This window comes from Fulvivirga sp. AWR4_260 (genome assembly GCF_056158185.1).
This window is the reverse complement of record NZ_JBSWSU010000015.1, coordinates 1,333,911-1,354,722: the sequence shown is the minus strand read 5'-3', so window position 1 is coordinate 1,354,722 and position 20,812 is coordinate 1,333,911. Positions and strand designations below refer to the sequence as shown.

The 20,812-nt window shown below is 36.2% G+C and carries 18 protein-coding genes and 1 pseudogene; 10 read left to right on the top strand and 9 right to left on the bottom strand.

The annotated features are described in order from the left end of the window. Positions 1 to 30: 30 nt before the first annotated feature. From ACXACQ_RS12350 to murI, 3 genes are all read right to left on the bottom strand, one after another. Positions 31 to 2,061: a tetratricopeptide repeat protein gene (locus tag ACXACQ_RS12350; RefSeq protein WP_474976252.1), complete on the bottom strand. Its 2,031-nt coding sequence runs from the start codon at positions 2,059 to 2,061 to the stop codon at positions 31 to 33. A gap of 10 nt (positions 2,062 to 2,071) precedes the next feature. Next, positions 2,072 to 3,157, bottom strand: a complete 1,086-nt coding sequence (locus tag ACXACQ_RS12345) for a complex I subunit 1/NuoH family protein (RefSeq protein ID WP_474976251.1) — start codon at positions 3,155 to 3,157, stop codon at positions 2,072 to 2,074. A 119-nt stretch (positions 3,158 to 3,276) separates the two neighbouring features. Then, entirely contained in the window at positions 3,277 to 4,086 is an 810-nt protein-coding gene (murI, locus tag ACXACQ_RS12340; protein ID WP_474976250.1) for a glutamate racemase, read from the bottom strand. 261 nt (positions 4,087 to 4,347) lie between these two features. Between murI and ACXACQ_RS12335 the strand changes: the two genes are divergently transcribed. Together ACXACQ_RS12335 and ispE are read left to right on the top strand one after the other, a co-directional pair. Continuing rightward, a complete protein-coding gene (locus tag ACXACQ_RS12335; protein ID WP_474976249.1) occupies positions 4,348 to 5,160 on the top strand; it encodes an enoyl-ACP reductase FabI in 813 nt (270 codons plus the stop codon). 73 nt (positions 5,161 to 5,233) lie between these two features. Beyond that, entirely contained in the window at positions 5,234 to 6,037 is an 804-nt protein-coding gene (gene ispE / locus ACXACQ_RS12330; protein WP_474976248.1) for a 4-(cytidine 5'-diphospho)-2-C-methyl-D-erythritol kinase, read from the top strand. Here ispE and ACXACQ_RS12325 read toward each other — a convergent pair. From ACXACQ_RS12325 to tgt, 3 genes are read right to left on the bottom strand one after another with little or no spacing between them, the layout of a single operon-like run. After that, positions 6,034 to 6,945, bottom strand: a complete 912-nt coding sequence (locus ACXACQ_RS12325; protein ID WP_474976247.1) for a DMT family transporter — start codon at positions 6,943 to 6,945, stop codon at positions 6,034 to 6,036. The two genes, ispE and ACXACQ_RS12325, sit on opposite strands and share 4 nt — an antisense overlap. After that, positions 6,945 to 8,018 carry an LptF/LptG family permease gene (locus tag ACXACQ_RS12320; RefSeq protein ID WP_474976246.1) on the bottom strand — a complete coding sequence of 358 codons (1,074 nt, stop codon included), beginning with the start codon at positions 8,016 to 8,018 and terminating at the stop codon, positions 6,945 to 6,947. The genes ACXACQ_RS12325 and ACXACQ_RS12320 overlap by 1 nt, the downstream gene beginning before the upstream one ends. Before the next feature lie 37 nt (positions 8,019 to 8,055). After that, positions 8,056 to 9,186, bottom strand: coding sequence for a tRNA guanosine(34) transglycosylase Tgt (gene tgt / locus ACXACQ_RS12315; protein WP_474976245.1), 1,131 nt, complete (start codon positions 9,184 to 9,186; stop codon positions 8,056 to 8,058). A gap of 147 nt (positions 9,187 to 9,333) precedes the next feature. Between tgt and ACXACQ_RS12310 the strand changes: the two genes are divergently transcribed. From ACXACQ_RS12310 to ACXACQ_RS12295, 4 genes are all read left to right on the top strand, one after another. Next, the gene (locus tag ACXACQ_RS12310) at positions 9,334 to 10,431 is read left to right on the top strand and encodes a glycosyltransferase (protein ID WP_474976244.1); all 1,098 of its coding nucleotides are present in this window, start codon (positions 9,334 to 9,336) and stop codon (positions 10,429 to 10,431) included. Further along, the gene (locus tag ACXACQ_RS12305; RefSeq protein ID WP_474976243.1) at positions 10,422 to 11,030 is read left to right on the top strand and encodes an RNA polymerase sigma factor; all 609 of its coding nucleotides are present in this window, start codon (positions 10,422 to 10,424) and stop codon (positions 11,028 to 11,030) included. Before ACXACQ_RS12310 ends, ACXACQ_RS12305 begins: the two co-directional genes overlap by 10 nt. 130 nt (positions 11,031 to 11,160) lie before the next feature. Next, complete coding sequence (gene rsmG / locus ACXACQ_RS12300) at positions 11,161 to 11,796, top strand: 16S rRNA (guanine(527)-N(7))-methyltransferase RsmG (RefSeq protein ID WP_474976242.1); 636 nt, start codon at positions 11,161 to 11,163, stop codon at positions 11,794 to 11,796. A gap of 251 nt (positions 11,797 to 12,047) precedes the next feature. After that, entirely contained in the window at positions 12,048 to 14,873 is a 2,826-nt protein-coding gene (locus ACXACQ_RS12295; protein WP_474976241.1) for an ATP-binding protein, read from the top strand. Here ACXACQ_RS12295 and ACXACQ_RS12290 read toward each other — a convergent pair. Further along, the gene (locus tag ACXACQ_RS12290) at positions 14,865 to 16,535 is read right to left on the bottom strand and encodes a DUF6909 family protein (protein ID WP_474976240.1); all 1,671 of its coding nucleotides are present in this window, start codon (positions 16,533 to 16,535) and stop codon (positions 14,865 to 14,867) included. The two genes, ACXACQ_RS12295 and ACXACQ_RS12290, sit on opposite strands and share 9 nt — an antisense overlap. Positions 16,536 to 16,643: 108 nt before the next feature. Here ACXACQ_RS12290 and ACXACQ_RS12285 point away from each other — a divergent pair, with 108 nt between their 5' ends. The 4 genes and pseudogenes from ACXACQ_RS12285 (at position 16,644) to ACXACQ_RS12270 (ending at position 18,715) form a co-directional block, all read left to right on the top strand. Further along, positions 16,644 to 16,844 (top strand): DUF4112 domain-containing protein, encoded by a 201-nt coding sequence (locus ACXACQ_RS12285; protein WP_474976239.1) that lies wholly within the window; start codon positions 16,644 to 16,646, stop codon positions 16,842 to 16,844. 4 nt (positions 16,845 to 16,848) lie between these two features. Further along, positions 16,849 to 17,172: pseudogene (locus ACXACQ_RS12280) on the top strand (DUF4112 domain-containing protein); the annotation flags it as partial. A 236-nt stretch (positions 17,173 to 17,408) separates the two neighbouring features. Next, the gene (locus ACXACQ_RS12275) at positions 17,409 to 18,233 is read left to right on the top strand and encodes a DUF1206 domain-containing protein (RefSeq protein WP_474976238.1); all 825 of its coding nucleotides are present in this window, start codon (positions 17,409 to 17,411) and stop codon (positions 18,231 to 18,233) included. Between the two features lie 215 nt (positions 18,234 to 18,448). Next, entirely contained in the window at positions 18,449 to 18,715 is a 267-nt protein-coding gene (locus ACXACQ_RS12270) for a hypothetical protein (protein WP_474976237.1), read from the top strand. A gap of 12 nt (positions 18,716 to 18,727) precedes the next feature. On the opposite strand, the gene ACXACQ_RS12265 is transcribed toward ACXACQ_RS12270, so the two are convergent. Both ACXACQ_RS12265 and ACXACQ_RS12260 read right to left on the bottom strand, forming a co-directional pair. Beyond that, positions 18,728 to 19,543, bottom strand: a complete 816-nt coding sequence (locus ACXACQ_RS12265; RefSeq protein WP_474976236.1) for an SDR family oxidoreductase — start codon at positions 19,541 to 19,543, stop codon at positions 18,728 to 18,730. A gap of 52 nt (positions 19,544 to 19,595) precedes the next feature. After that, positions 19,596 to 20,765, bottom strand: a complete 1,170-nt coding sequence (locus ACXACQ_RS12260) for a galactokinase (protein WP_474976235.1) — start codon at positions 20,763 to 20,765, stop codon at positions 19,596 to 19,598. Positions 20,766 to 20,812: the final 47 nt, after the last annotated feature.

Below are 20,812 nucleotides of genomic sequence, written 5' to 3'. Positions count from 1 at the left end.
GATGAAATTCCAACTTTTATTAGAAAATGTTTAGAATAAAGGTGCTTTTTTTATCGTGAATAGAAACGTAGTTCCTATTCCATCCATACTCTCTACCCATATCTGTCCCCCCATCCTCTCTACAAATTCTTTACATAACTTTAACCCCAGGCCTGTGCCTTGTTCATTGGCTGTACCTGCGGTACTGTGCAATTCATCCGTATTAAAAAGTAAATTTCTTTGTTCATCACTCATTCCGATACCGCTATCAACTACTTTTACTATTAACTCATCGTTATTAGCCTCTTCGCAGTCTACCACCACTTGGCCTCCATTATCTGTAAACTTTACTGCATTGCTAATAAGGTTTCGTAGTATCAAATCAAGCATATTAGCATCGGCCGTTACAAAGAAATAATCTGAAACCTTGTTAATAAAATCAATATGCTTGTCAGTGGCATCACGGTACAAGTCAAGATTCTTTTCCACCACTTTTTGCAGCTTAATTTTCTTTTCCTGCAAGCTAATATTATCCATTTGTACTAGTGCCCAGTCTAATAAATTATCTAGCAGGGCTTTAGTTTTGTCCAGCCTTATTCTTAGCGAATTAGTAAGGCTACGGAGCTCCTCTTGCGTAAGATTTCCCTTATCGAGTATATTAAATATGCCCATAAGCGCATGAATGGGTGATCGTAAGTCATGAGAAAGTATAGAAAAGAATTTATCTTTCAACTCAAGTAAACTCTCCATCTTTTTACTTTGCTGCTCCATTTCTTTTTGATGAAGCACCAACAACCTATTGATACGCTTTCTTCTCCTTCCACTTCTGTATGCTGTAATCAATAGCAAGGCCGTAAAGGCAAGTATCACGGCTAATATATTACGAAAGAATTCTTCCTTTTTAAGCTCAATAGCACGCTCTTGCTCTTGCTGATTGAGCAAGGCTATCTCCATATCTTTGTTTACAGTCTCATATTTAATTTGAATTTGAGCAAACTGTTCTTTCTTTTTTTCGCCAAACAAGCTGTCTTCCTGAGCCTTATACTGTTTATAAAAAGAAAGTGCATGTTCAAACATTTGCCTTTTTTCATACAACCTAGAAAGCTCTTTAAAACACTCAATAATTAGCTCTTTATTGTTCATTTCCTGAGCAATAGACAGGCTATGAACCATATAAGTGTTGGCAGAATCGTAGTTCTGCATTTTCATCATCACCACGCCTTTCCACAGGTAGGTCTCTGCTATACCACTTTGGCTCGCAAACATTTGAAAAAACTTAAACGACTTATCCAGGTTGCGCAAGGCACTGTTGTAATCGTTTAATTTCATATAGACTTTAGCCTTTTTTTGAAGTAATTCTGGCTGTAATATATCTATATCCAATTCTTTGCTGATTGATAAGGCTTGTTCTATTCGATCTAGCGCTTCTTTATAACGGCTTTCGCTAATATATATTTCAGCAATATCATTAAGCGCATAAGCTTGTCCTTCTGTATCGCCAATGGCTTCACTTAACTTTTTGGATTGTACTATATATTCTAACGCTTTATGCGTTTGTCCCATAGAGCGTAATACCCTACCAATATTATAAGTACCTATGGCTACGTACAAGTCATACTTTACCTCTTGTGCTTTTCTTAAGCTTTTTTGATAATAGTCATAAGCATCGTTAAAAAGGTCTAGGTCAAAGTAATCTTCTCCAATGTTATTTAGGGCTATCACCTCTCCATCACCATATTTAGCCTTCTTGTAAAGCTCTAAAGATTCAAGATCATATTTTAATGCCTGCTGATAGTTGCTTTGCACGTTATAAAAATGAGCCATATTCTCTACCGCTACAGCTTCATTAAAAGCATCGTTATTAGCTATAGATATTTCTCTTGCAGTTTTGGCTAATTGTAAGCAAGTATCAACCTTAGTGTACCCGTATGACTGGATTAAAGAAAATAATATTTTAATTTTAATAGAGTCAGGACTTGACTCATAGTGCATTTTAGAGAGAGAATCTATTGTAGCTTGTGCTGATACCCCTCTAGTAAGCAGTAGAATTAGAAAGGAAAATATGTATAGTTTATTTTTCAAAAAAACAGCTTTATAGCATTAGCAGCCTCCATATTGCAGAAACCATAAGCAGCACTAAAGCTATAGGGGTTAAATATTTCCATCCTAATGACATCAACTGATCGAGCCTTACTCTAGGATAGGTCCATCTTACCCATATTTGTATCAATACAACTATTACGGCTTTACTTATAATCCAAAAAGCACCCCACAAGTGTCCTGCTACCGTCCCCGGCTCTCCGCTAGTCCAGTCAGCAAGTGCTACCACGCCAATGTTTGGGAGCGCAGTATTCCAGCTTCCTAAAAACAGAATAACACCTAAAAAGCTCACCAATAGCATCATAGCATATTCTGCCATCATAATCACTGCCCAGCGAAAACCAGAGTATTCTGTTTGAAAACCAGCCACCAATTCTGATTCTGCCTCGGGCAAATCAAAGGGTGCTCTGTTGCTTTCTGCTAATGTGGTAATAAAGAAAATAAGCCAACCTATAAATAATAAGGGCATTCTAAATACATTCCAAGTAAGGAAACCTCCTACCTCTGTTACATTAATGCCCAATGCTTTTATTCCAAATAAATAATTCTCCTGATCTACTATGAACGTACCTTGTTGTAATGAAATCTCTTGTAAATCCAAAGATTGAGATATGGCCACTACTGAAAGCACGCTTATCGTTAAGGGCACCTCGTAAGATATCATTTGAGAGGCAGCTCTCATGGCCCCCAATAATGAATATTTGTTATTAGAGCCCCAACCCGCCATTAACAGGCCTATTACATCTAAAGATATTATGGCTAAAAGGAAAAATACGCCAGTTTGTATGGGTGCGCCCTCCCACCCGGAGGTTACAGGCAATACTGCAAACCCTGAAAATACTGAAACGAAAATAAGTACTGGTGCTATAATAAAAAGCTTCTTATCTGCTTTGGTAGGAATTATGTCTTCCTTTTGTAAGAGCTTTAATAAATCAGCTACGGTTTGTAGTAATCCGTAATATCCTACCTCCATTGGCCCATACCTATCTTGTATAAAGGCAGAAACCTTCCTCTCTGCATAAATAGCAAAAACCGCGTAAATAAGTAAAAATGGAAGGTAGAATAGAATCGTAGGCATGAATAATGGCTAAGTTTACTGCAAATAAAACGAATACTTATTTAATTTTACAATCACTAGATACGCAATAATATTCCAATTTGTATTTCTGGTAACGAAAAAAATTGAACTTATTTATCTCAATCCCATATTAAATACTTTTCTAAGTGCACTTTCTCTCTGAAAAATATCTTAGTAGAAGCCTCAAACGACTCTGTATAATCACTAACATAAAATTGATCATACTCATCTCCTCTACTGTTTTCATTTATTAAGTCCCACTTCATCAGTTGTTCTTTTAAATAAGCTGCCGTAATCTCTGATGAGTCTAAAACATCGACTCTCCCTTGATAGTATGCTGCTATCTGTCGTTTAATTAGTGGATAATGAGTACAACCAAGAATCAGCGCATCGATATTGTCTAACTGTCCATCTTTTAAGTACTCTTCTATAATTTCATGACTTATTTTGTTATTAAAAAAGCCTTCTTCTATCATAGGTACTAATAAAGGAGTAGCTAGTGAAGCCAAATTAATATGTTCATATGCAGCTAATTTATTTGCGTATATATTTGACTGAACCGTTCGTTTAGTACCTATCAAGCCTACCCTTTTTTCTTGGTAGTGCTGTTCTACATACTTCACCATCGGATCTATTACACTAATGACTTTAGCTTTGCTACCCGCGTATTCTGTAAGTAAATCAAACGCTGCAGAACTGGCCGAATTGCACGCTATAACAATCACTTTACAGTTTTTTTGCAAAAGTACATCAGCCACTTTTATAGAATAGGCTTGTACCGCAGCCTCTGATTTATCTCCATATGGTAGGTGTGCAGTATCACCAAAATATATCATAGATTCATTAGGCAACACCTTTTTTATAGCATGCGCTACGGTCAATCCCCCTATTCCACTATCAAAAATACCTACAGGCTGAGAAGCATCCATATATTCAAAAAATTTAGCGCACCAAAAGTAAGAGTTTTACAGATACAGCCTTTTTATTAGCTCATTTTATTTGTGAGGAAAAATAAGCAGCCCTCTAGAATAATTTAGTTTTAGTAAGTTCCAATTATTAAAATAACCCGATAATATACATCAACACTCATTGAAGCTCTACTCTGGTTTTATTGCCTAGCAATGGCTAACTGTTAATGGTAAATAATTTGTATTATTGCAGCTACATAATAATGAATTAATAAACAGACCATGGGTAATAACATACTTAAAGGAAAAAAAGGAATTATTTTTGGTGCGTTAGATGAAAATTCAATTGCTTGGAAAACTGCCTTAAAGGCAAAAGCAGAAGGTGCTGAATTTGTTTTAACTAATGCTCCTATAGCCCTTAGAATGGGGGTGATCAATAAATTAGCTGAAGAATGTAACGCAGAGGTTATTCCTGCTGACGCTACTTCTATAGAAGACCTCACTAACCTTTTCGAGAAATCTATGGAAATATTAGGCGGAAAATTAGACTTCGTACTTCACTCTATAGGTATGAGCCCTAATGTTAGAAAAGGGAAAGAGTATGGTGATCTTAACTACGATTGGTTCCTTAAAACTTTAGATATCTCAGGTGTTTCTTTCCATAAAGTACTTCAGACAGCTGAAAAAACTGAAGCTATGAATGAGTGGGGTTCTGTTTTAGCTTTGTCTTACATTGCTGCACAAAGAACATTCCCTGATTACTCTGACATGGCACAAGCTAAGTCTTTGTTAGAATCAATTGCGAGAAGCTACGGATACCGTTTCGCCAAGAAAAACAACGTTCGTGTAAACACAATATCTCAGTCTCCTACTATGACTACTGCTGGTAGCGGAGTTACTGGTTTTGATGTATTCTACGATTACGCAAACAAAATGTCTCCACTAGGAAATGCTAGTGCTGAAGACTGTGCTAACTACATTGTAATGATGTTTAGTGACTACACTAGAATGATAACAATGCAAAACTTAATGCACGATGGTGGATTCTCTAACTCAGGAATTACCGAAGACATTGTGGCTGAACTTAGCAAGTAAGATATATCGTTAAAGATTATTTCAAGGGGTAATTATTCATTAATTACCCCTTTCATTTTTTAAAGGTTTTCTAATGGTTGTATTCCCAAACATCAAAATCAATTTAGGGCTTAATATTTTATCCAAAAGGGAGGATGGGCTTCATAACATATCATCTGTATTTTACCCTGTCCCACTTCAAGAACCATTAGAAATTATCCCCTCAACTGAGTTTTCTTTTAACACTAGCGGTCTACCAATACCAGGAGACACTGAAAACAATTTAATCATCAAAGCCTATCAACTTCTTAAAAAGGAGTTTGACCTGCCCAGTATAAGCATTCACTTGCACAAAATAATACCTATGGGCGGAGGCTTAGGCGGAGGATCTGCTGATGGCGCTTTTACAATTAAAGCGCTCAATGAGTTATTTTCTCTTGGTTTAAATAGCGCTCAAATGCAGGCATTGGCCAAACAACTAGGTAGCGACTGCCCGTTTTTCATTGAAAACAAACCTATTTTAGCCACAGAAACTGGTACTACTTTCAGTAAAATAAACATTGATCTTTCTAATAAATATCTGATCTTATCATGCCCTCAAGTACATGTGAGCACAGCTACGGCCTATAGTAAGGTTATGCCCAAAGAGCCCGAAATATCGGTGCAAGAAATCATTGAAAATAAACCGATTAATGAATGGAAAACACTTCTTCAAAATGACTTTGAACTATCAGTGTTTCCCCAATTTCCAGAAATAAAATCTCTGAAAGATAAGTTTTACCATGCAGGAGCTACTTATGCCAGCATGAGTGGCTCTGGTGCCAGCGTATATGGTATATTTGAAAATAAACCTGACACCAACACCATAAGTGATATTATTTGGGAAGGCTACCTTTAACGCAGGTTATCTAGTTCAAGAGCCTTTCTTTTATAAAATTTATTAACTAATGGGTAGATCAGCACAGACAAAAGAATAACACCCGTACCCACATAAAATCCACCTTCCATTTGCTCTTTCTCTCCAAATATAATTAGGGCTAAAATAATACCGTAAATAGGCTCTAAATTAACCGTAAGGTTCACCACAAATGCCGAAATACGCTTCATCAACTCCACTGACATACTAAAAGCATACACGGTACAAATTACGGATAGCAACAACAAATAGCCCCAATCAGCTACTGTAGGCATATGAATAATGGTATAATCTCCTGCATAAGCTATTTTAAAAATTACTATAAACAGTAAACTAGCGATGCATGCACCCAACATTTCATAAAAAGTAATCATGTATGGGCTGTGTTTTTTTGTAAACCCTCCGTTAATGACAGAAAATACAGCTGCTAAAAATGCAGCACCAATGGCCATTAATAACCCTAGTGCATTATCAAACTCAAACCTAAAAATAATATAAAGCCCTAGTAACACTACAATGCCCAGTATTACTTCAAAAATTTTCACTTTTCTTTTATTGAATAGCGGCTCTATCAAACTGGTCCACAAACTACAAGTAGCAATACCTGCCAAGCACACCGAAGCATTAGAAACACGAGCGGCACCAAAAAACAGCATCCAATGAAAGGCTATAATAGCGCCTGTACCAAGAATTTTAAAAATTTCGTTCTTCCCAATTCTAAAGTTTTGTTTCTTAAAAAATAACACAAGACCTAAAAAAACAAAAGCAATTAGCGTTCTGTAAAAAACGATATCCAATGAAGGGATATTAATTAATAAGCCTAAAATGGCCGTGAAACCCCATATCAGAACCACGAAATGAAGTTTCAAATAGTCTTTAGCTGCAGACATTATCTTGGAACATACTTATACATTAATAAAGAAATACCACCAAATAAAATATTAGGAACCCAAACAGAAATAGCCGGAGGCAAACCGCCCGCTTCTGCTATGGTTTTACTCATTATAAAGCATAATATATAAAGGAAAGACAGGAAGAAGCCTAGCGCTATTTGAAAACCAGCTCCCCCTCTTGTTTTTCGGGCAGATACAATTACTCCCATAAACGTGAGAATAAGCACAGCAAACGGTGCTGTAAACCTGGTATATTTCTCCACTTCATACACCTCTACATTACTTGCCCCGCGCATGGTAAGCTTGGCTATTTCTTCATCTAACTCATTAATGGTCATAGCTTCATAACTATGGTAGTCACTCGCAAACTCACTAGGATGAATAGCTAATGTAGTATCCATAGTTTGACCTTCGCTAATACTCTCTTTTACTCCATCTAGCTCCAAGGTTTTCCAGTTAGAAAGCGTCCACTTCTCCTTCTCTTCATTCCATTTAATTCGCATAGCCGATAGTTTCTGCTTTAGCACCGTGCCTTCTACCTTTTCCAAAGTAAAATTATACCCCATATTAGTTTGGTTATTATACTGCCTTATGTAAAGGTAAGTATTAGGGGCCACCTGAATGTGATAATTAGTCTTATCGAAATAGAACTTACTTTTCAGGTACTTGATTTCGAAATCTACCCGTGACTTATTGGAGTTAGGGATTACCCACCCTATAAGTATAAAACTGATGATGGCTATAAGTACCGACCCCATTAAATAGGGCAGCAACATACGTTTGAATGATACGCCACTGCTCAGTATAGCTACTATTTCGGTATGCCCTGCCATGTTAGCTGTTACAAATACTGTGGCTATAAAAACCGTAAGAGGCGTAATGAAATTAGCGATCCAAGGAATAAAATCAAGATAATAACCAATAACTTGCTGTGTAGTAAGATGTGCCTCTGAAAATTTATCCGTTTTTTCAGTTATATCAATTACTAATATAATGGCTACGATAATTAGTACTGTAAAAATAAAAGCACCAAGAAACTTTTTTAGAATGTACTTATCAATTAATCTCACTAGCTTATAGCTTTAATAAAAACTTAAATATGGGTTATTATAATCTTCTGGATACTTTTTCCACCATTTGATTTTTCCAAGTGGCAAAAGTCCCTTGTTCTATTTGCTCACGAGCCTGCCCTACTAACCACAAATAAAAACTTAGATTATGAATACTAGCAATTTGCGCGCCTAAAATTTCTTTACTCATAATTAAATGACGTAAATATGCTTTAGAATAAAATGTATCTACATAACCACCCAGCGCTGTATCAATAGGAGAAAAATCATCATCCCACTTTTTGTTTTTAATATTAATAATGCCTTCAGATGTAAATAACATACCATTTCTTGCATTACGCGTAGGCATTACACAATCGAACATATCTACTCCTAAAGCAATACACTCCAAAATATTGGCAGGTGTACCTACCCCCATTAAATAGCGAGGTTTATCATATGGAAGTATATCACACACCAAATCAGTCATTTCATACATCATCTCTGCCGGTTCTCCCACTGAAAGACCTCCAATAGCATTACCTTCCCTTCCAAAAGAAGCGATAGCCTCAGCAGACTGCTTCCTTAAATCTTTATAAACACTACCCTGTACTATAGGAAAAAGTGTTTGGCTATACCCATATTTTCCCTCTGTACTATCAAACCTATCGCAGCATCGTTTCAGCCACCTATGGGTCATATGCATTGATTTCTCTGCATAATCATAATCACAAGGGTAAGGTGTACACTCATCAAAGGCCATCATAATATCTGCCCCTATGGTGCGCTGAATATCCATCACGTATTCAGGTGTAAAATTATGCCTCGATCCATCAATATGAGATTTAAAGGTCACTCCTTCCTCTTTTATTTTTCTAGTATCGGCCAAAGAATATACCTGATAGCCACCACTATCGGTTAAAATAGGTCTATCCCAACCATTGAACTTGTGCAAACCACCAGCTCTTTCTATGATATCTAACCCTGGTCTTAAATAAAGATGATACGTATTACCCAAAATAATTTGAGCTTTTATATCTTCCTTCAATTCTCTTTGGTGCACTGCCTTAACAGAACCTGCAGTGCCTACGGGCATAAAAATAGGCGTTTTTATTTCGCCATGATCAGTAGTTATTACTCCTGCTCTCGCCTTACTTCCAGTATCTTTAGCTTGTAACTTAAAATCCATCTATCACAATTAAAACTTTGCAAAAATAGAAGATATTATTTAACGAGTCTAACGTTTTATTGAATACTCCCAATGCCTTTCATCCTCGGCTCCATCTTGCTTTTCAAAATATCTTACTATATTCACTAAAGTCTAAATTAAATTTAAATGGCCTATATTTTTTTAATAGCATTACTCATTACCTCTACTGTAATTCAAGTCATTTATTACTTAATATATATCACTGCCTTTAGCAAAAAAAATAGCGGCAACTCTACTCCTCAGCCCGTTTCGGTAATCATAGCCGCTCATAATGAAGAAGCTAACTTAAGAAGATTACTACCATTACTTTACCAACAAAATCATCCCGATTTCGAAATAGTAGTTATTGATGATCGATCTTACGATGATTCTTATGATTTTTTACTAGAAGAAGCTACAAGAGAGCCTAGATTAAAAGTGGTGAAAGTAAATGAAAAACCAGAAAGCTTCAACGGAAAAAAATACGCCCTTACACTCGGAATAAAAGCTGCAAAAAAAGAAAATTTAGTATTTACAGATGCTGATTGTACTCCTGCCAACGACCTGTGGCTTCAAGAAATGTCTTCGGGCTTGACCAACAACGAAATAAACTTAGGCTTTTCTTATTACGAAAAAAGGCAAGGAGTATTAAACACCTTCATAAGGTTTGAAACCATCTGGACTGCCATTCAATACATGGGTTTGGCCCTAGTGGGCGCTCCATACATGGGTGTAGGACGAAATTTAGGATATAAAAAATCATTATTTATAAACAACAAGGGGTTTTCGGGGCACTTAAGTGTAACAGGCGGGGATGATGACCTTTTTGTAAATAAACATGCTAAAAAAGCCAATACTGCAGTAACTACCGGAGCCGACAGCATTACATACTCTATACCAAAAACAACTTTTTCAGCTTATATACGTCAAAAATTAAGACATATTTATGTAGGAAAACATTATAAAAGTAGTAATAAAGTTATTTTAGGCTTATTTTCATTAAGTCATATATTTTTTTGGTTAATTTTAGCTCTTCTAATTGTCATGCAGATGCAACCATATATTTTACTAACATGTTTTATAATTAAAACCTTGTTGGTTTATATCACGTTTATTCTCGCATGCAAAAAACTAGGCATTAAATTCACATTCTGGTCATTATTACTGCTAGATTTTATTTTTGATGCTTTTTACATTTATATAGGAATAAGAGCACTTTTTACAAAAAGCGTTAGATGGAGTTAAAGAAACAGTTCTCTGATAAAGCAATAGAAGACTTTAGGTTAATTGACCAAGCAGTAAAAGAAGGTGATGAACAAGCCTACGCTATGCTGATGGAAAGGTACAAGAGGCCTGTTTATCATATGATATTAAAAATGGTGAGAAACGTAGATGATGCGGAAGACCTCACTATTGAAGCCTTCGCAAAAGCTTTCAAAAACCTGCATAGGTTCAAAAAAGATTATACTTTCAGTACTTGGTTGTTTAGAATTGCCACCAACAATGCTATCGATTTCATTAGAAAGAAACGGTTAGAGACCATGAGTCTTGACACGTCTTTTACAGATGATAATGGCGAGGCAGTACAAATAGACGTAGAAGACAGCAACCTGAACCCTCAGGAAGAAGCTATTAAGAGCCAAAAAATAGAGCTTATACAAATGTTTGTCACCAAGCTACCTGCAAAATACCAAAAGCTAGTACGTTTAAGGTATTTTAAAGAATATTCTTACGAAGAAATAGCCACAGAATTAAATGCCCCTTTGGGAACTATTAAAGCACAGCTGCATAGAGCTCGTGAGTTAATGTACGATCTTGTAAAGAACAAAAAAGACCATATGTAGACCAAATCACCTACTAAAAAACTAGGCCACTACCAGTTCTCAACCTGGTAGTATTTATATATAAATGAAGTAAAATTCATTAGAGATGCTCATCTTTGCTCTGAATTAATGACAAATATTCCATAGCAAAATGAAATCTGATATTATAGAAAAGTATTTTCCCAATCTTGACACCCTTCAAAAATCACAATTTGAAGCACTGTACGATCTATATGTAGATTGGAATAGTCAGATCAATGTTATATCTCGCAAAGACACAGAGATGCTATATGTGCATCATGTACTTCATTCTTTAGGCATTGCCAAAATCATGAACTTCAAACCGGGCTCCAATGTATTGGATGTAGGCACTGGAGGTGGATTCCCAGGTATACCATTAGCAATAATGTTTCCTGAGGTTAACTTTTATTTAGTAGATTCTATCGGGAAAAAGATAAAAGTAGTAAATGGCGTGAGTGATTCATTGGGCTTAACCAATGTTAAAGCAGAACAAACACGTGCAGAACAAGTAAATAGTGAATTTGATTTTATAGTAAGCCGTGCCGTAACCAGACTGAAGCCTTTTTACCAATGGATAAAGAATAAAGTTAAAAAAGAATCGATCAACTCCCTTAGCAATGGCATTCTGTACCTTAAAGGTGGAGACTTGGCTGAGGAGCTTCAAGAAGCCAAAAAGAAATACACCTTGTACAACTTATCAGATCATTTTGAAGAAGAATTTTTTGAAACCAAAAAAGTAGTACATGTACCCATTTTAAGAAAGTAAGTCCTCTCGACTTACTTCTTTTTTTTAACTATCCCCTCCAAAACTTACACCTCTTCATCATTACTTCTCCTGCCCCGAAACATTTTTACAATAAAGTAAAAGTATAAATCAAGGGCTTATATCTACCCATCTGTCGCTTTACAGATTATAATTATCAACATTTATTCTCATAAGCTTACTCAGTAATTAATTTGAGTTTAAATGTTACATATCCAACTATATCTTCAGATAAATGTATATATTGATAATTAATGAAAGCCAAAAGTCATATTTCTACCACCCCATCCAATTTTGAAGAGATTGTAGAATCGTTAGAGGATATGATCTATGAACTGGACTATTCTGGTTGCTTTAAATATGGAAATAGTAGTTTGATAAAACATTCTGGATTTGAAAAATCAGAACTCAGAAGCACAAAATACTGGGAAATAGTAAAAGAGGAGCATCGCACCAAGCTAATTGAGTTTTATAAAAACCAGAGGGATAAAAAAATAGCCAACACTTATTATGAATTTATCATGATAAGAAAAAATGGCGATGAGGTATGGGTTGGCCAGAATGTAAAAATGGAATTCAATGAAGAAATTGTCACTTCCATAAGAGCCGTAGCCCGAGACATTACCAGATTAAAAACGGCTGAAGAAAAACTAAAAGTGAATGAACAGAGGTTAGAACAACTCCTTCATCACATACAGCTCTTTAACGAAATTACCAATGCCACAGACCTTATCTTTGATGATCAGGTTAATAAAGCCTTAAGTATATTGAGTAATTTCATCAAATTTCCTTTGGTTACACTTACCAAAATTGGCGAAAACAAAAACGAAATCACGCACTATCATTTTGATGGAATAGAAATCCCGGCAGATCAGCTAGACTTACTCGCTCAGGTAATACATACTGAAGCACTAGATGATGTACTGGCTTTTGAAAAAATTGGCTCAAACGAATTTCCTAATAAGCACAGCTTTTCTTTTTTTGAAATGAATTCTTTTCTGGGACTTCCTATTATCGTTAATCAAACTCTATACGGAGCGCTGAGTCTAACCTCCCCCCAACAGAAAAACGAATCTTTTAATGAAAAGGAAATAGACTTTTTAAAAACAGTAGCTAATTGGCTAGGCATGTTTATAGAAAGACACCATTATGAGCTAGAGTTTCAGAAGCAATCTCACCTATTGTCTCAAGCACAGAATATGGCTCAAATTGGTCAATGGGAATTTAACATTACACAGAACACTTTAATCTGGTCAGATATAACCAAAAAAATTCATGAGGTACCAGAAGACTTCATGCCCGATGTAGAAACAGCCATCCACTTTTATGATGAAGATTCTCAGCCCATCATTACCGAGTTAGTTAGCAATGCGATTAAAAGCGGTCAAGGGTGGGATATAAAACTCGGCATTATATCAGCTAAAGGAACACACAAATGGATTAGAACTATTGGTGCCGTAGAATGGTCTTCTGGCAAAGTGGCTAAAATATATGGTGTGTTTCAAGATTTCTCAAAAGAAAAAAATCAGGAACAAGAGCTGCTAAAAGCCAAAGAAAAAGCGGAAAGAGCCTCTCAATCAAAGGCAGATTTTCTTTCTATAATGAGCCACGAAATTCGTACCCCACTAAATGCAGTAATTGGGCTCAGCCACATTCTCTTGGAAGAAAAACCACAAGAGTATCAACTTGACAATTTAAAGACATTAAGATTTTCTGCAGAAAATTTACTATCTCTAATCAATGATATTCTTGATTACAACAAAATCGAGGCAGGCAAAGTAGCTTTGGAGCAAACAGACTTCAACTTACGCGAGATACTAAAAAGCATACGCCAATCACTGGTTTTAAGAGCTCCCAAAAACCAGCTCAATATAGAAACTAGAATTGATTACAAAATACCCGACTTAATTGTTGGCGACCCTGTAAGACTTGGTCAAGTACTAAACAACCTAACTAGCAATGCCCTAAAATTCACTCATCAGGGGAGCATTATCATCTCTGCTCATGTTGCTGAAATGGATAATAGAAGCCTTAAAATAGACTTTTACGTGAAAGATACGGGTATTGGCATTAATAAAAATAAACTAGACACCATATTCGAACACTTCAGCCAGGCAGAAAAAGAGACTACTCGTAAATATGGAGGTACAGGATTAGGCCTGGCCATTACTAAAAAACTGGTAAACTTATGGGGTAGTGAAATTAAAGTGGAAAGCGAGATAGACAAAGGATCTACATTTTCTTTCACGTTAGAGTTTAAAAAAAGCACCAAAGACATTACCGAAGAAGCTTATGCCTCAAAAACTATCAGTCATAACAGCCTAAAAGGCACTAAAATACTTTTGGTAGAAGACAACTTGGTAAACCAAATGGTAGCCAGCAAATTTCTTGATATGTGGGGCGCTAACACTGACATTGCCGAACATGGTTTTCAGGCCATAGAAAAGGTTAAATCCAATAATTACGACCTTATTCTTATGGATCTTCAAATGCCCGAAATGGACGGATATACCGCTGCCAAAGAAATAAGAAAGCTAGGAGGATCACTGGATTTTGTTCCTATTATTGCCCTAACAGCCAGCGCATTAATGGACATTAAAAACAATGTATTAGCTTCCGGAATGAATGACTTTGTATCTAAACCATTTAACCCTAAAGATTTATATGAAAAAATAATCAACAACCTTTCTATAAAACAAAATACCACCCCTGTTAAAACCGAGAAAAGCAAACCGTTTATTAACATGGCCAAATTAGAATCTTTAGCTGATAAAAATATTCCATTAATGGTGAAGCTATTAGATACATTTTTAATGGAAATGGCCAAATTCAGAGACAGTTATGTAGTATCTATAAAAGAAGGTGATATAGCAAAACTTCAGGCTGCGCGACACAAAATATTACCCACATTGAAAATGCTTGAAATTCAATTACTACAGAAGCAAATAGATAAGGGAGAGGAATTACTAGCCTCGCCATCATCTGATGGCAAGGCTGAAAGGATAAATATGATTAAAGTGAAACATCTCTGTAACACTATACTGGATATTTGCCAGAACAAGCTCAATAGCTTAGATTAAAATCTTTTTCAAAATAGCAGCTGTAATAAGGTAAGTGGGCTTCACTCCTTCTAAGCCTAAACTTCCTGAAGCAAGCGTACTTCCCGTAACTAATGGGTTATCTGAGGCATAATATGCGTAGCGCACTTTTACATTCTCGTCTATACTTTTCCTGATTTTAGCTGCTGACTGTATGGCCTTTTGATAGTGAGCCCCTTCCATTTCTAACCCTACGGCATTCCAGGTAGAAGTTAAAAAGTGATTAAGCACATCACGATTTTGCAAGGAAGTTCCCAACACAGTAATCATAGTACCTACATACGTAGACATTTTACCCTGAAACTCATCCGGATCAATGTCGTTATCTATAGGATAATTATCAGCCGTGCCTTCAAAAACATGTGCTGTAGGCAGCATAATATCGCTTTTATTACCAGTTAAAATACCAGCTTTACCCATAATTGAAACAGACTTGATATTAAAATCATGAATATCCTGTCCATCTTCATATGGCTTTAACAGTTCGTCCAAGCATTCAAAAGCTTGCTCTCCGAAAGCATAGTCCATAACTATTAACACCGGCTTTTCTTTCAGTTCTGCCTTAGGCCTGATGTCCTCAGGAAGCTTATTTAGATCAAAATGCGCTAAATCAAATATCTGAACGGAAAGATTAGTACCAGACTGATCTTTAATTTCATGCATACCGTTGTCCAAAGCGTACTCTCTAATACGGCTGCGCATTTCTATATTTTCTTCTTTGCTTGAGTTAACAGCCAAATCTTCAAGGTTAGCAAACTCCTGATCTTCAATAGCACTTACACCATAAATAGCATTTAAAAAACTGTGTAAGTTGGCACTAATGATATGTATCGGTTTTTGATGTAAGCCATTACTATACAAGTAAGACTTTATCTTTCTGGCCCATTTCTCGCCATAGATATGATGACCAATTATCTCCCTAAGCTTAGAAGAAAAAGTAACTTCTCTATCTTCACTTTCTTGCCCCTCTAAAATGGCCTTCTGCCCCAACCAGTAAATAACATGGTAAAGGCTGTTATTATTTTTTCCTTTCTTAAACTTCTCAATAGCTACTTGGGTTTCTTTAATAGTCCTACCAAGAAAGTTACTTAAATAAACTGCCGCTTTTTTCTCATCAAAAGGTTCTCCAGCCTCTTCCATCTTCACTATCTCCTCAAGCCTGTACCAGTCGTCAATAATTCTATTCTTCTGATCAAGGCAATGACTCTTGATCTTTTCTCCTTCTATAAATAAAAATGTTAGGTGAGTTAAAATATCATAAATATCACTTCTACCTCTAGTCATTTCTATATACATCCTGTCCGCATCAATGCGATAACAGTTTCGTCTTCTCTTTATAGGAACCATTGGTGAATGGCCAGCCTCTTCATAACCTTCTCTGGCCACCAGTTTAATAAACCTACATTCCTCTATCCCATTGGGTAGTCTTTCTAGCACATATAAAAGACCATCTAGCTCTACCTTTTCAGGATCTGCCACTGTACCATAAATTTCTGGTCTCAGCGTAAGTAGTGCCTCAATTAATGAGCGACCAGAAACCCCAAGAGGCTTATAGCTTCCTCTTATTAAAAGGTGTCTCATGGTTATGTAAAGTCTTTCTATGGCCGCCCTTGACTCGCGGGTTCTTTCTTTTGATCCTGTCATATATTGTATTTAGTTCTAAAAATTTTCAAAAAATAATAAATAAAGTCATTATACTCAAAAGGGTACCACGTATCGGCAACAAATCATTACATTGCTAAATTATGTATAATGATATTGTCTGCTTCTGGCACAGTATTATCAATAGGTTATTTTATGAATATTACTCATACCCACGATACACACACCTCAACTCAATTTAAATGGATTGATAAGTTAGCTGAACTTTTGGATAGCAAGTTTACTATCCCTGGTACCAAAATAAAATTTGGGTTGGATCCCATTTTCAGCCTAATACCATTTTTTTGGTGAGGGTGTAACTTGCATCATATCTAGCCTGCTTGTGTGGCAGATGTATAACTACGGAGCAAGCCAGAAGGTGGTTATTAAAATGATGCTTAACGTTGCCCTAGATACCATAATTGGTGCTATTCCTATTATCGGTACCATCTTCGACCTATTCTTTAAAGCCAATAACAGAAATGTAAAGCTGTTAAAAGAATATTATAATGAAGGTAGACACCAAGGATCGGGCAAAGGTACACTTATTACCATAATTCTTATAACTCTAATAATATTATTTTTTATGCTATTTGTTATAGCTAAACTCACAATAGCCTTTTTTAACTGGCTCTTTTAATTAAAAATCGATTAAGCAGACAGTTTATAAAATGGTGTTAAACTCATTTTTAATTAATTAGTACACCAATTCTATTTCGTGAATACACCGAAAAATGGGTAATACCACTGTGTATTATTGATGATCAATTGCGGAAAATTCTTTACACCTGCAGTATTAATAATTAGTTTCTAAGCTGTTATACACCACGGCATAGTATTTTCAATTAGTCAGTTAAACCATTTAAACTAGAAACTATGAATCCACATATATCAATTTCTGCAGAAAAAGGTGACAACTGGAAGGAGAAAACCGCTAAAGTGGGGCACTACGCCAAAGGAGCTGTCTATGGGATAGCGGGTGTACTTACTCTACTATCTGCACTTAATATGGGAGGTCAAAAAGCAGGCAAAACTCAAGTAATTGATTTCCTACAGAAACAAGCATTTGGCAATGTACTTCTCATTCTTATGGCTATAGGGTTGGCGTGCTATGCCTTTTGGAGGTTTCTACAATCTTTTCAAGACCTAAATAATGAAGGCGATGATTTTAAAGCCAAGGCTGTAAGAACAGGCTACTTCATAAGTGGCATACTGTACCTTTCATTGGGCGGATATGCAGTATCCCAATTATTTGGCAGTGGAGGTAGCGGAGGAGGAAGCTCCAAGCAGGGCATGGTGGCAAAACTATTACAAAGCGAAGCAGGCACTATAGTAGTAATTTGTATAGCAATAGCATTATTCGCAAAGGCACTGTATCAGTTTTATAGAGTTTATAAAGGTGATTTCACCAAACATATTCACTCAGGCAAAATCCCCTACCACAAAGCTCAATCATTAATTAAAAAAGCCGGATATGCAGGCTTTACTAGCAGAGGAATTTTGATAGCCATAGTTGGATACTTTTTTCTACAGGCAGCACTGCATAGTAATGCTGGAGAAATACAAGGTTCTTCAGGTGCCTTCTCGTTTATACAGCAGTCAACTAGCGGGCCATGGCTAATGGCATTAGTAGCATTTGGCTTGGTTTGCTATGGAGTTTTTATGATGGTGAAAGCTACCTATAAGAGATTCGTCAGATAAAAGGGTACGTACAGATAAAATATTTCAACAAGACTAAATCGATTTGCAGCAGTTCAATGTTAATATTTGAACTGCTAGCTTCTCGAAATCAAATAATTAAGAGATAAATGTTATAAAATATAAAATATTTATTATATTTTTATAATACCTACTGTACTACTATTATTTATGAAATCAACCCACTACATATGAGCAAGAACAAATAAACAAACGCTATGATTAAAGTGATTTCTAAACAACGTACTAGCTTTAATGAATCTAACGGAGTAAAGGATAAAATCTTTTACATATTAAACAACACACTGCAGCGGGAAGCATATAAGCGTCTACCAAGTAATGAAGCTAAGGTTAACTTCTTTACAGGGCACTTCATCATCCGCGATCATGAATCAAGAAATTTGCTTAGCTACTTCAATTGTCAAAATGAAAAGCAGTTTGTTGATGAAATAGACAAGATCATATGGAATATTGAAAGGGATTAAAGTCAAAATGCTTCACCCCCCAGTAGCAAATCCCGGGTATAATGTCATACCCCCATCAATGAATATCGTAGTTCCGGTAATATAATCAGATTCATCTGCAGCTAGAAACACTGCTAATTTACCTATATCACGTGGTTCCCCAACACGTTTGTAGGGTATGAGTTCTAGTAATTTCTTTTCGGCTTCGGCTGTAGACCATGCTTTTTTATTGATAGGTGTCTTAATAGCTCCTGGACCAATACTATTAACACGAATTTTATTAGGCGCCATTTCTTGAGCCATAGTTTGCATCAGTAAATCCACGCCACCTTTTGAAGCCGCATAATTAACATGTCCTGCCCAAGGTATTACCTCATGTACTGAACTTATGCATATGATTTTGCCAGCGGCCACAGATACTCCTGGCCTAACACCTTGTTTTAAAAAAATCTTAGATGCTTCTCTGGCGCATAAAAACTGCCCCGTTAAGTTAGTTCTTAATACAGCGTTCCACTGATCTATAGTCATATCAACCAAAGGCGCATCGCGCTGAATACCTGCGTTATTTACTAGTATATCAAGATAATGGAAAGTATTCAATACCTTTTCAAACATTTGTTTGACTTGTGCCTCATCTCCAACATCCGCTTTAATAGCTACAGCTTCAGTTCCCTTCTGCTTGATTTCATTTACTACCTCCTGCGCAGCATCATCCCCTTCATAATAATTTACAATAACTTTAGCCCCTTCTGCTCCCAATGCCAAGGCTATTGCTTTTCCTATTCCACTATTTGCTCCGGTAACAAGTGCCACTTGCCCGCTTAGCCTATCATATTCTTTACAAACCATGTCAAATTCATTAATGTAGCATTACCTTAATGAATTTGACATGGAAAATGTTTTATGCCTCTATTACCTGAGAACCTGTACCAATATTAACCTCATAAAAATCGAGTTCAAGGTTAAATTCGTTTTTATAGCTTTCAAATATTGCCTCTTTAAATGCCTCTACTGCATCATCTTCGACCATTGTAATGATACAACCTCCGAAGCCTCCTCCCATCATACGAGCTCCTTTTACACCATTCCATCCATTGGCAAAATCGGCTAAAAAGTCAATTTCTTTACACGTGATTTCATACTCATCCTTCATGGCCTTTTCAGCCTCTTTAAGTATTTCCCCGGCAGCAGCTAGGTCATCGTTTTGCAAAACATCACAAAACTTATTCACCCTATCATTTTCCTCAATTACATATTTGCATCTTCTATAAACTACTTCGCTCAATTCATCTTTATGAGCATCTAATAATGTTATAGAAACATCTCTTAATGACTCTATAGAACTATCATACTTTTTGAGAATAGCGACACCTTCTTCACACTGCTCCCTCCTCACGTTGTATTCCGAACTAGCCAAATTATGACTTACGTGACTATTACATAACATTAAAGTATGCCCCTTGAGGTGTAAAGGAATGTAGGTATACTCTAAAGATTTACAATCCAAACGAATAACCTGCTCTTCTTTACCCATCACTGATGCAAACTGATCCATAATACCACACTTTACACCTACATAGTTATGTTCAGATTTTTGACTGATTTCGGCCAGCTCTCTTTTTTCTAGACCTAATGAATATAATTGATCCATGGCCAATGCTGTGGCACACTCTAACGCGGCTGACGAAGACATACCTGCTCCTTGGGGCACATCTCCACTAAAAACAAGATTAAAACCCTTAACTTCATGTCCTTTTTTACCTAATTCGGCTACTACTCCCAAAATGTAATTATACCATTGCTGTTCCACCTTGGTATTATATTCACCTATTGTAAAAACAAATTCTTCCTCCTGATCTACAGAATATAAATAACAATCATTTTTACCATTAGGACTCAATGCCATATAAATCCCCTTATCCACTGCTGCTGGCAACACAAATCCTAAATTGTAATCAGTATGCTCACCAATAAGATTAATTCTACCAGGAGATTTAACCATCAGTTCAGGCTTTTCTCCAAACCTGCTCTCATAAGATTGCTTTAAAGTATTAATAATTGTAGTATTCATGAGTTTATTTATTTTTTGAATAGTAGTTTTATAGGTGGATCAATTAT

What these genes read in the sequence shown, in the direction of transcription:
- ACXACQ_RS12345 (WP_474976251.1), bottom strand. Translation starts at nt 3,157, where the DNA reads ATGCCTACGATTCTATTCTACCTTCCATTTTTACTTATTTACGCGGTT.
- murI (WP_474976250.1), bottom strand. Translation starts at nt 4,086, where the DNA reads ATGGATGCTTCTCAGCCTGTAGGTATTTTTGATAGTGGAATAGGGGGA.
- ACXACQ_RS12335 (WP_474976249.1), top strand. Translation starts at nt 4,348, where the DNA reads ATGGGTAATAACATACTTAAAGGAAAAAAAGGAATTATTTTTGGTGCG.
- ispE (WP_474976248.1), top strand. Translation starts at nt 5,234, where the DNA reads ATGGTTGTATTCCCAAACATCAAAATCAATTTAGGGCTTAATATTTTA.
- ACXACQ_RS12325 (WP_474976247.1), bottom strand. Translation starts at nt 6,945, where the DNA reads ATGTCTGCAGCTAAAGACTATTTGAAACTTCATTTCGTGGTTCTGATA.
- tgt (WP_474976245.1), bottom strand. Translation starts at nt 9,186, where the DNA reads ATGGATTTTAAGTTACAAGCTAAAGATACTGGAAGTAAGGCGAGAGCA.
- ACXACQ_RS12310 (WP_474976244.1), top strand. Translation starts at nt 9,334, where the DNA reads ATGGCCTATATTTTTTTAATAGCATTACTCATTACCTCTACTGTAATT.
- ACXACQ_RS12305 (WP_474976243.1), top strand. Translation starts at nt 10,422, where the DNA reads ATGGAGTTAAAGAAACAGTTCTCTGATAAAGCAATAGAAGACTTTAGG.
- rsmG (WP_474976242.1), top strand. Translation starts at nt 11,161, where the DNA reads ATGAAATCTGATATTATAGAAAAGTATTTTCCCAATCTTGACACCCTT.
- ACXACQ_RS12295 (WP_474976241.1), top strand. Translation starts at nt 12,048, where the DNA reads ATGAAAGCCAAAAGTCATATTTCTACCACCCCATCCAATTTTGAAGAG.
- ACXACQ_RS12290 (WP_474976240.1), bottom strand. Translation starts at nt 16,535, where the DNA reads ATGACAGGATCAAAAGAAAGAACCCGCGAGTCAAGGGCGGCCATAGAA.
- ACXACQ_RS12285 (WP_474976239.1), top strand. Translation starts at nt 16,644, where the DNA reads ATGATATTGTCTGCTTCTGGCACAGTATTATCAATAGGTTATTTTATG.
- ACXACQ_RS12275 (WP_474976238.1), top strand. Translation starts at nt 17,409, where the DNA reads ATGAATCCACATATATCAATTTCTGCAGAAAAAGGTGACAACTGGAAG.
- ACXACQ_RS12270 (WP_474976237.1), top strand. Translation starts at nt 18,449, where the DNA reads ATGATTAAAGTGATTTCTAAACAACGTACTAGCTTTAATGAATCTAAC.
- ACXACQ_RS12265 (WP_474976236.1), bottom strand. Translation starts at nt 19,543, where the DNA reads ATGGTTTGTAAAGAATATGATAGGCTAAGCGGGCAAGTGGCACTTGTT.
- ACXACQ_RS12260 (WP_474976235.1), bottom strand. Translation starts at nt 20,765, where the DNA reads ATGAATACTACAATTATTAATACTTTAAAGCAATCTTATGAGAGCAGG.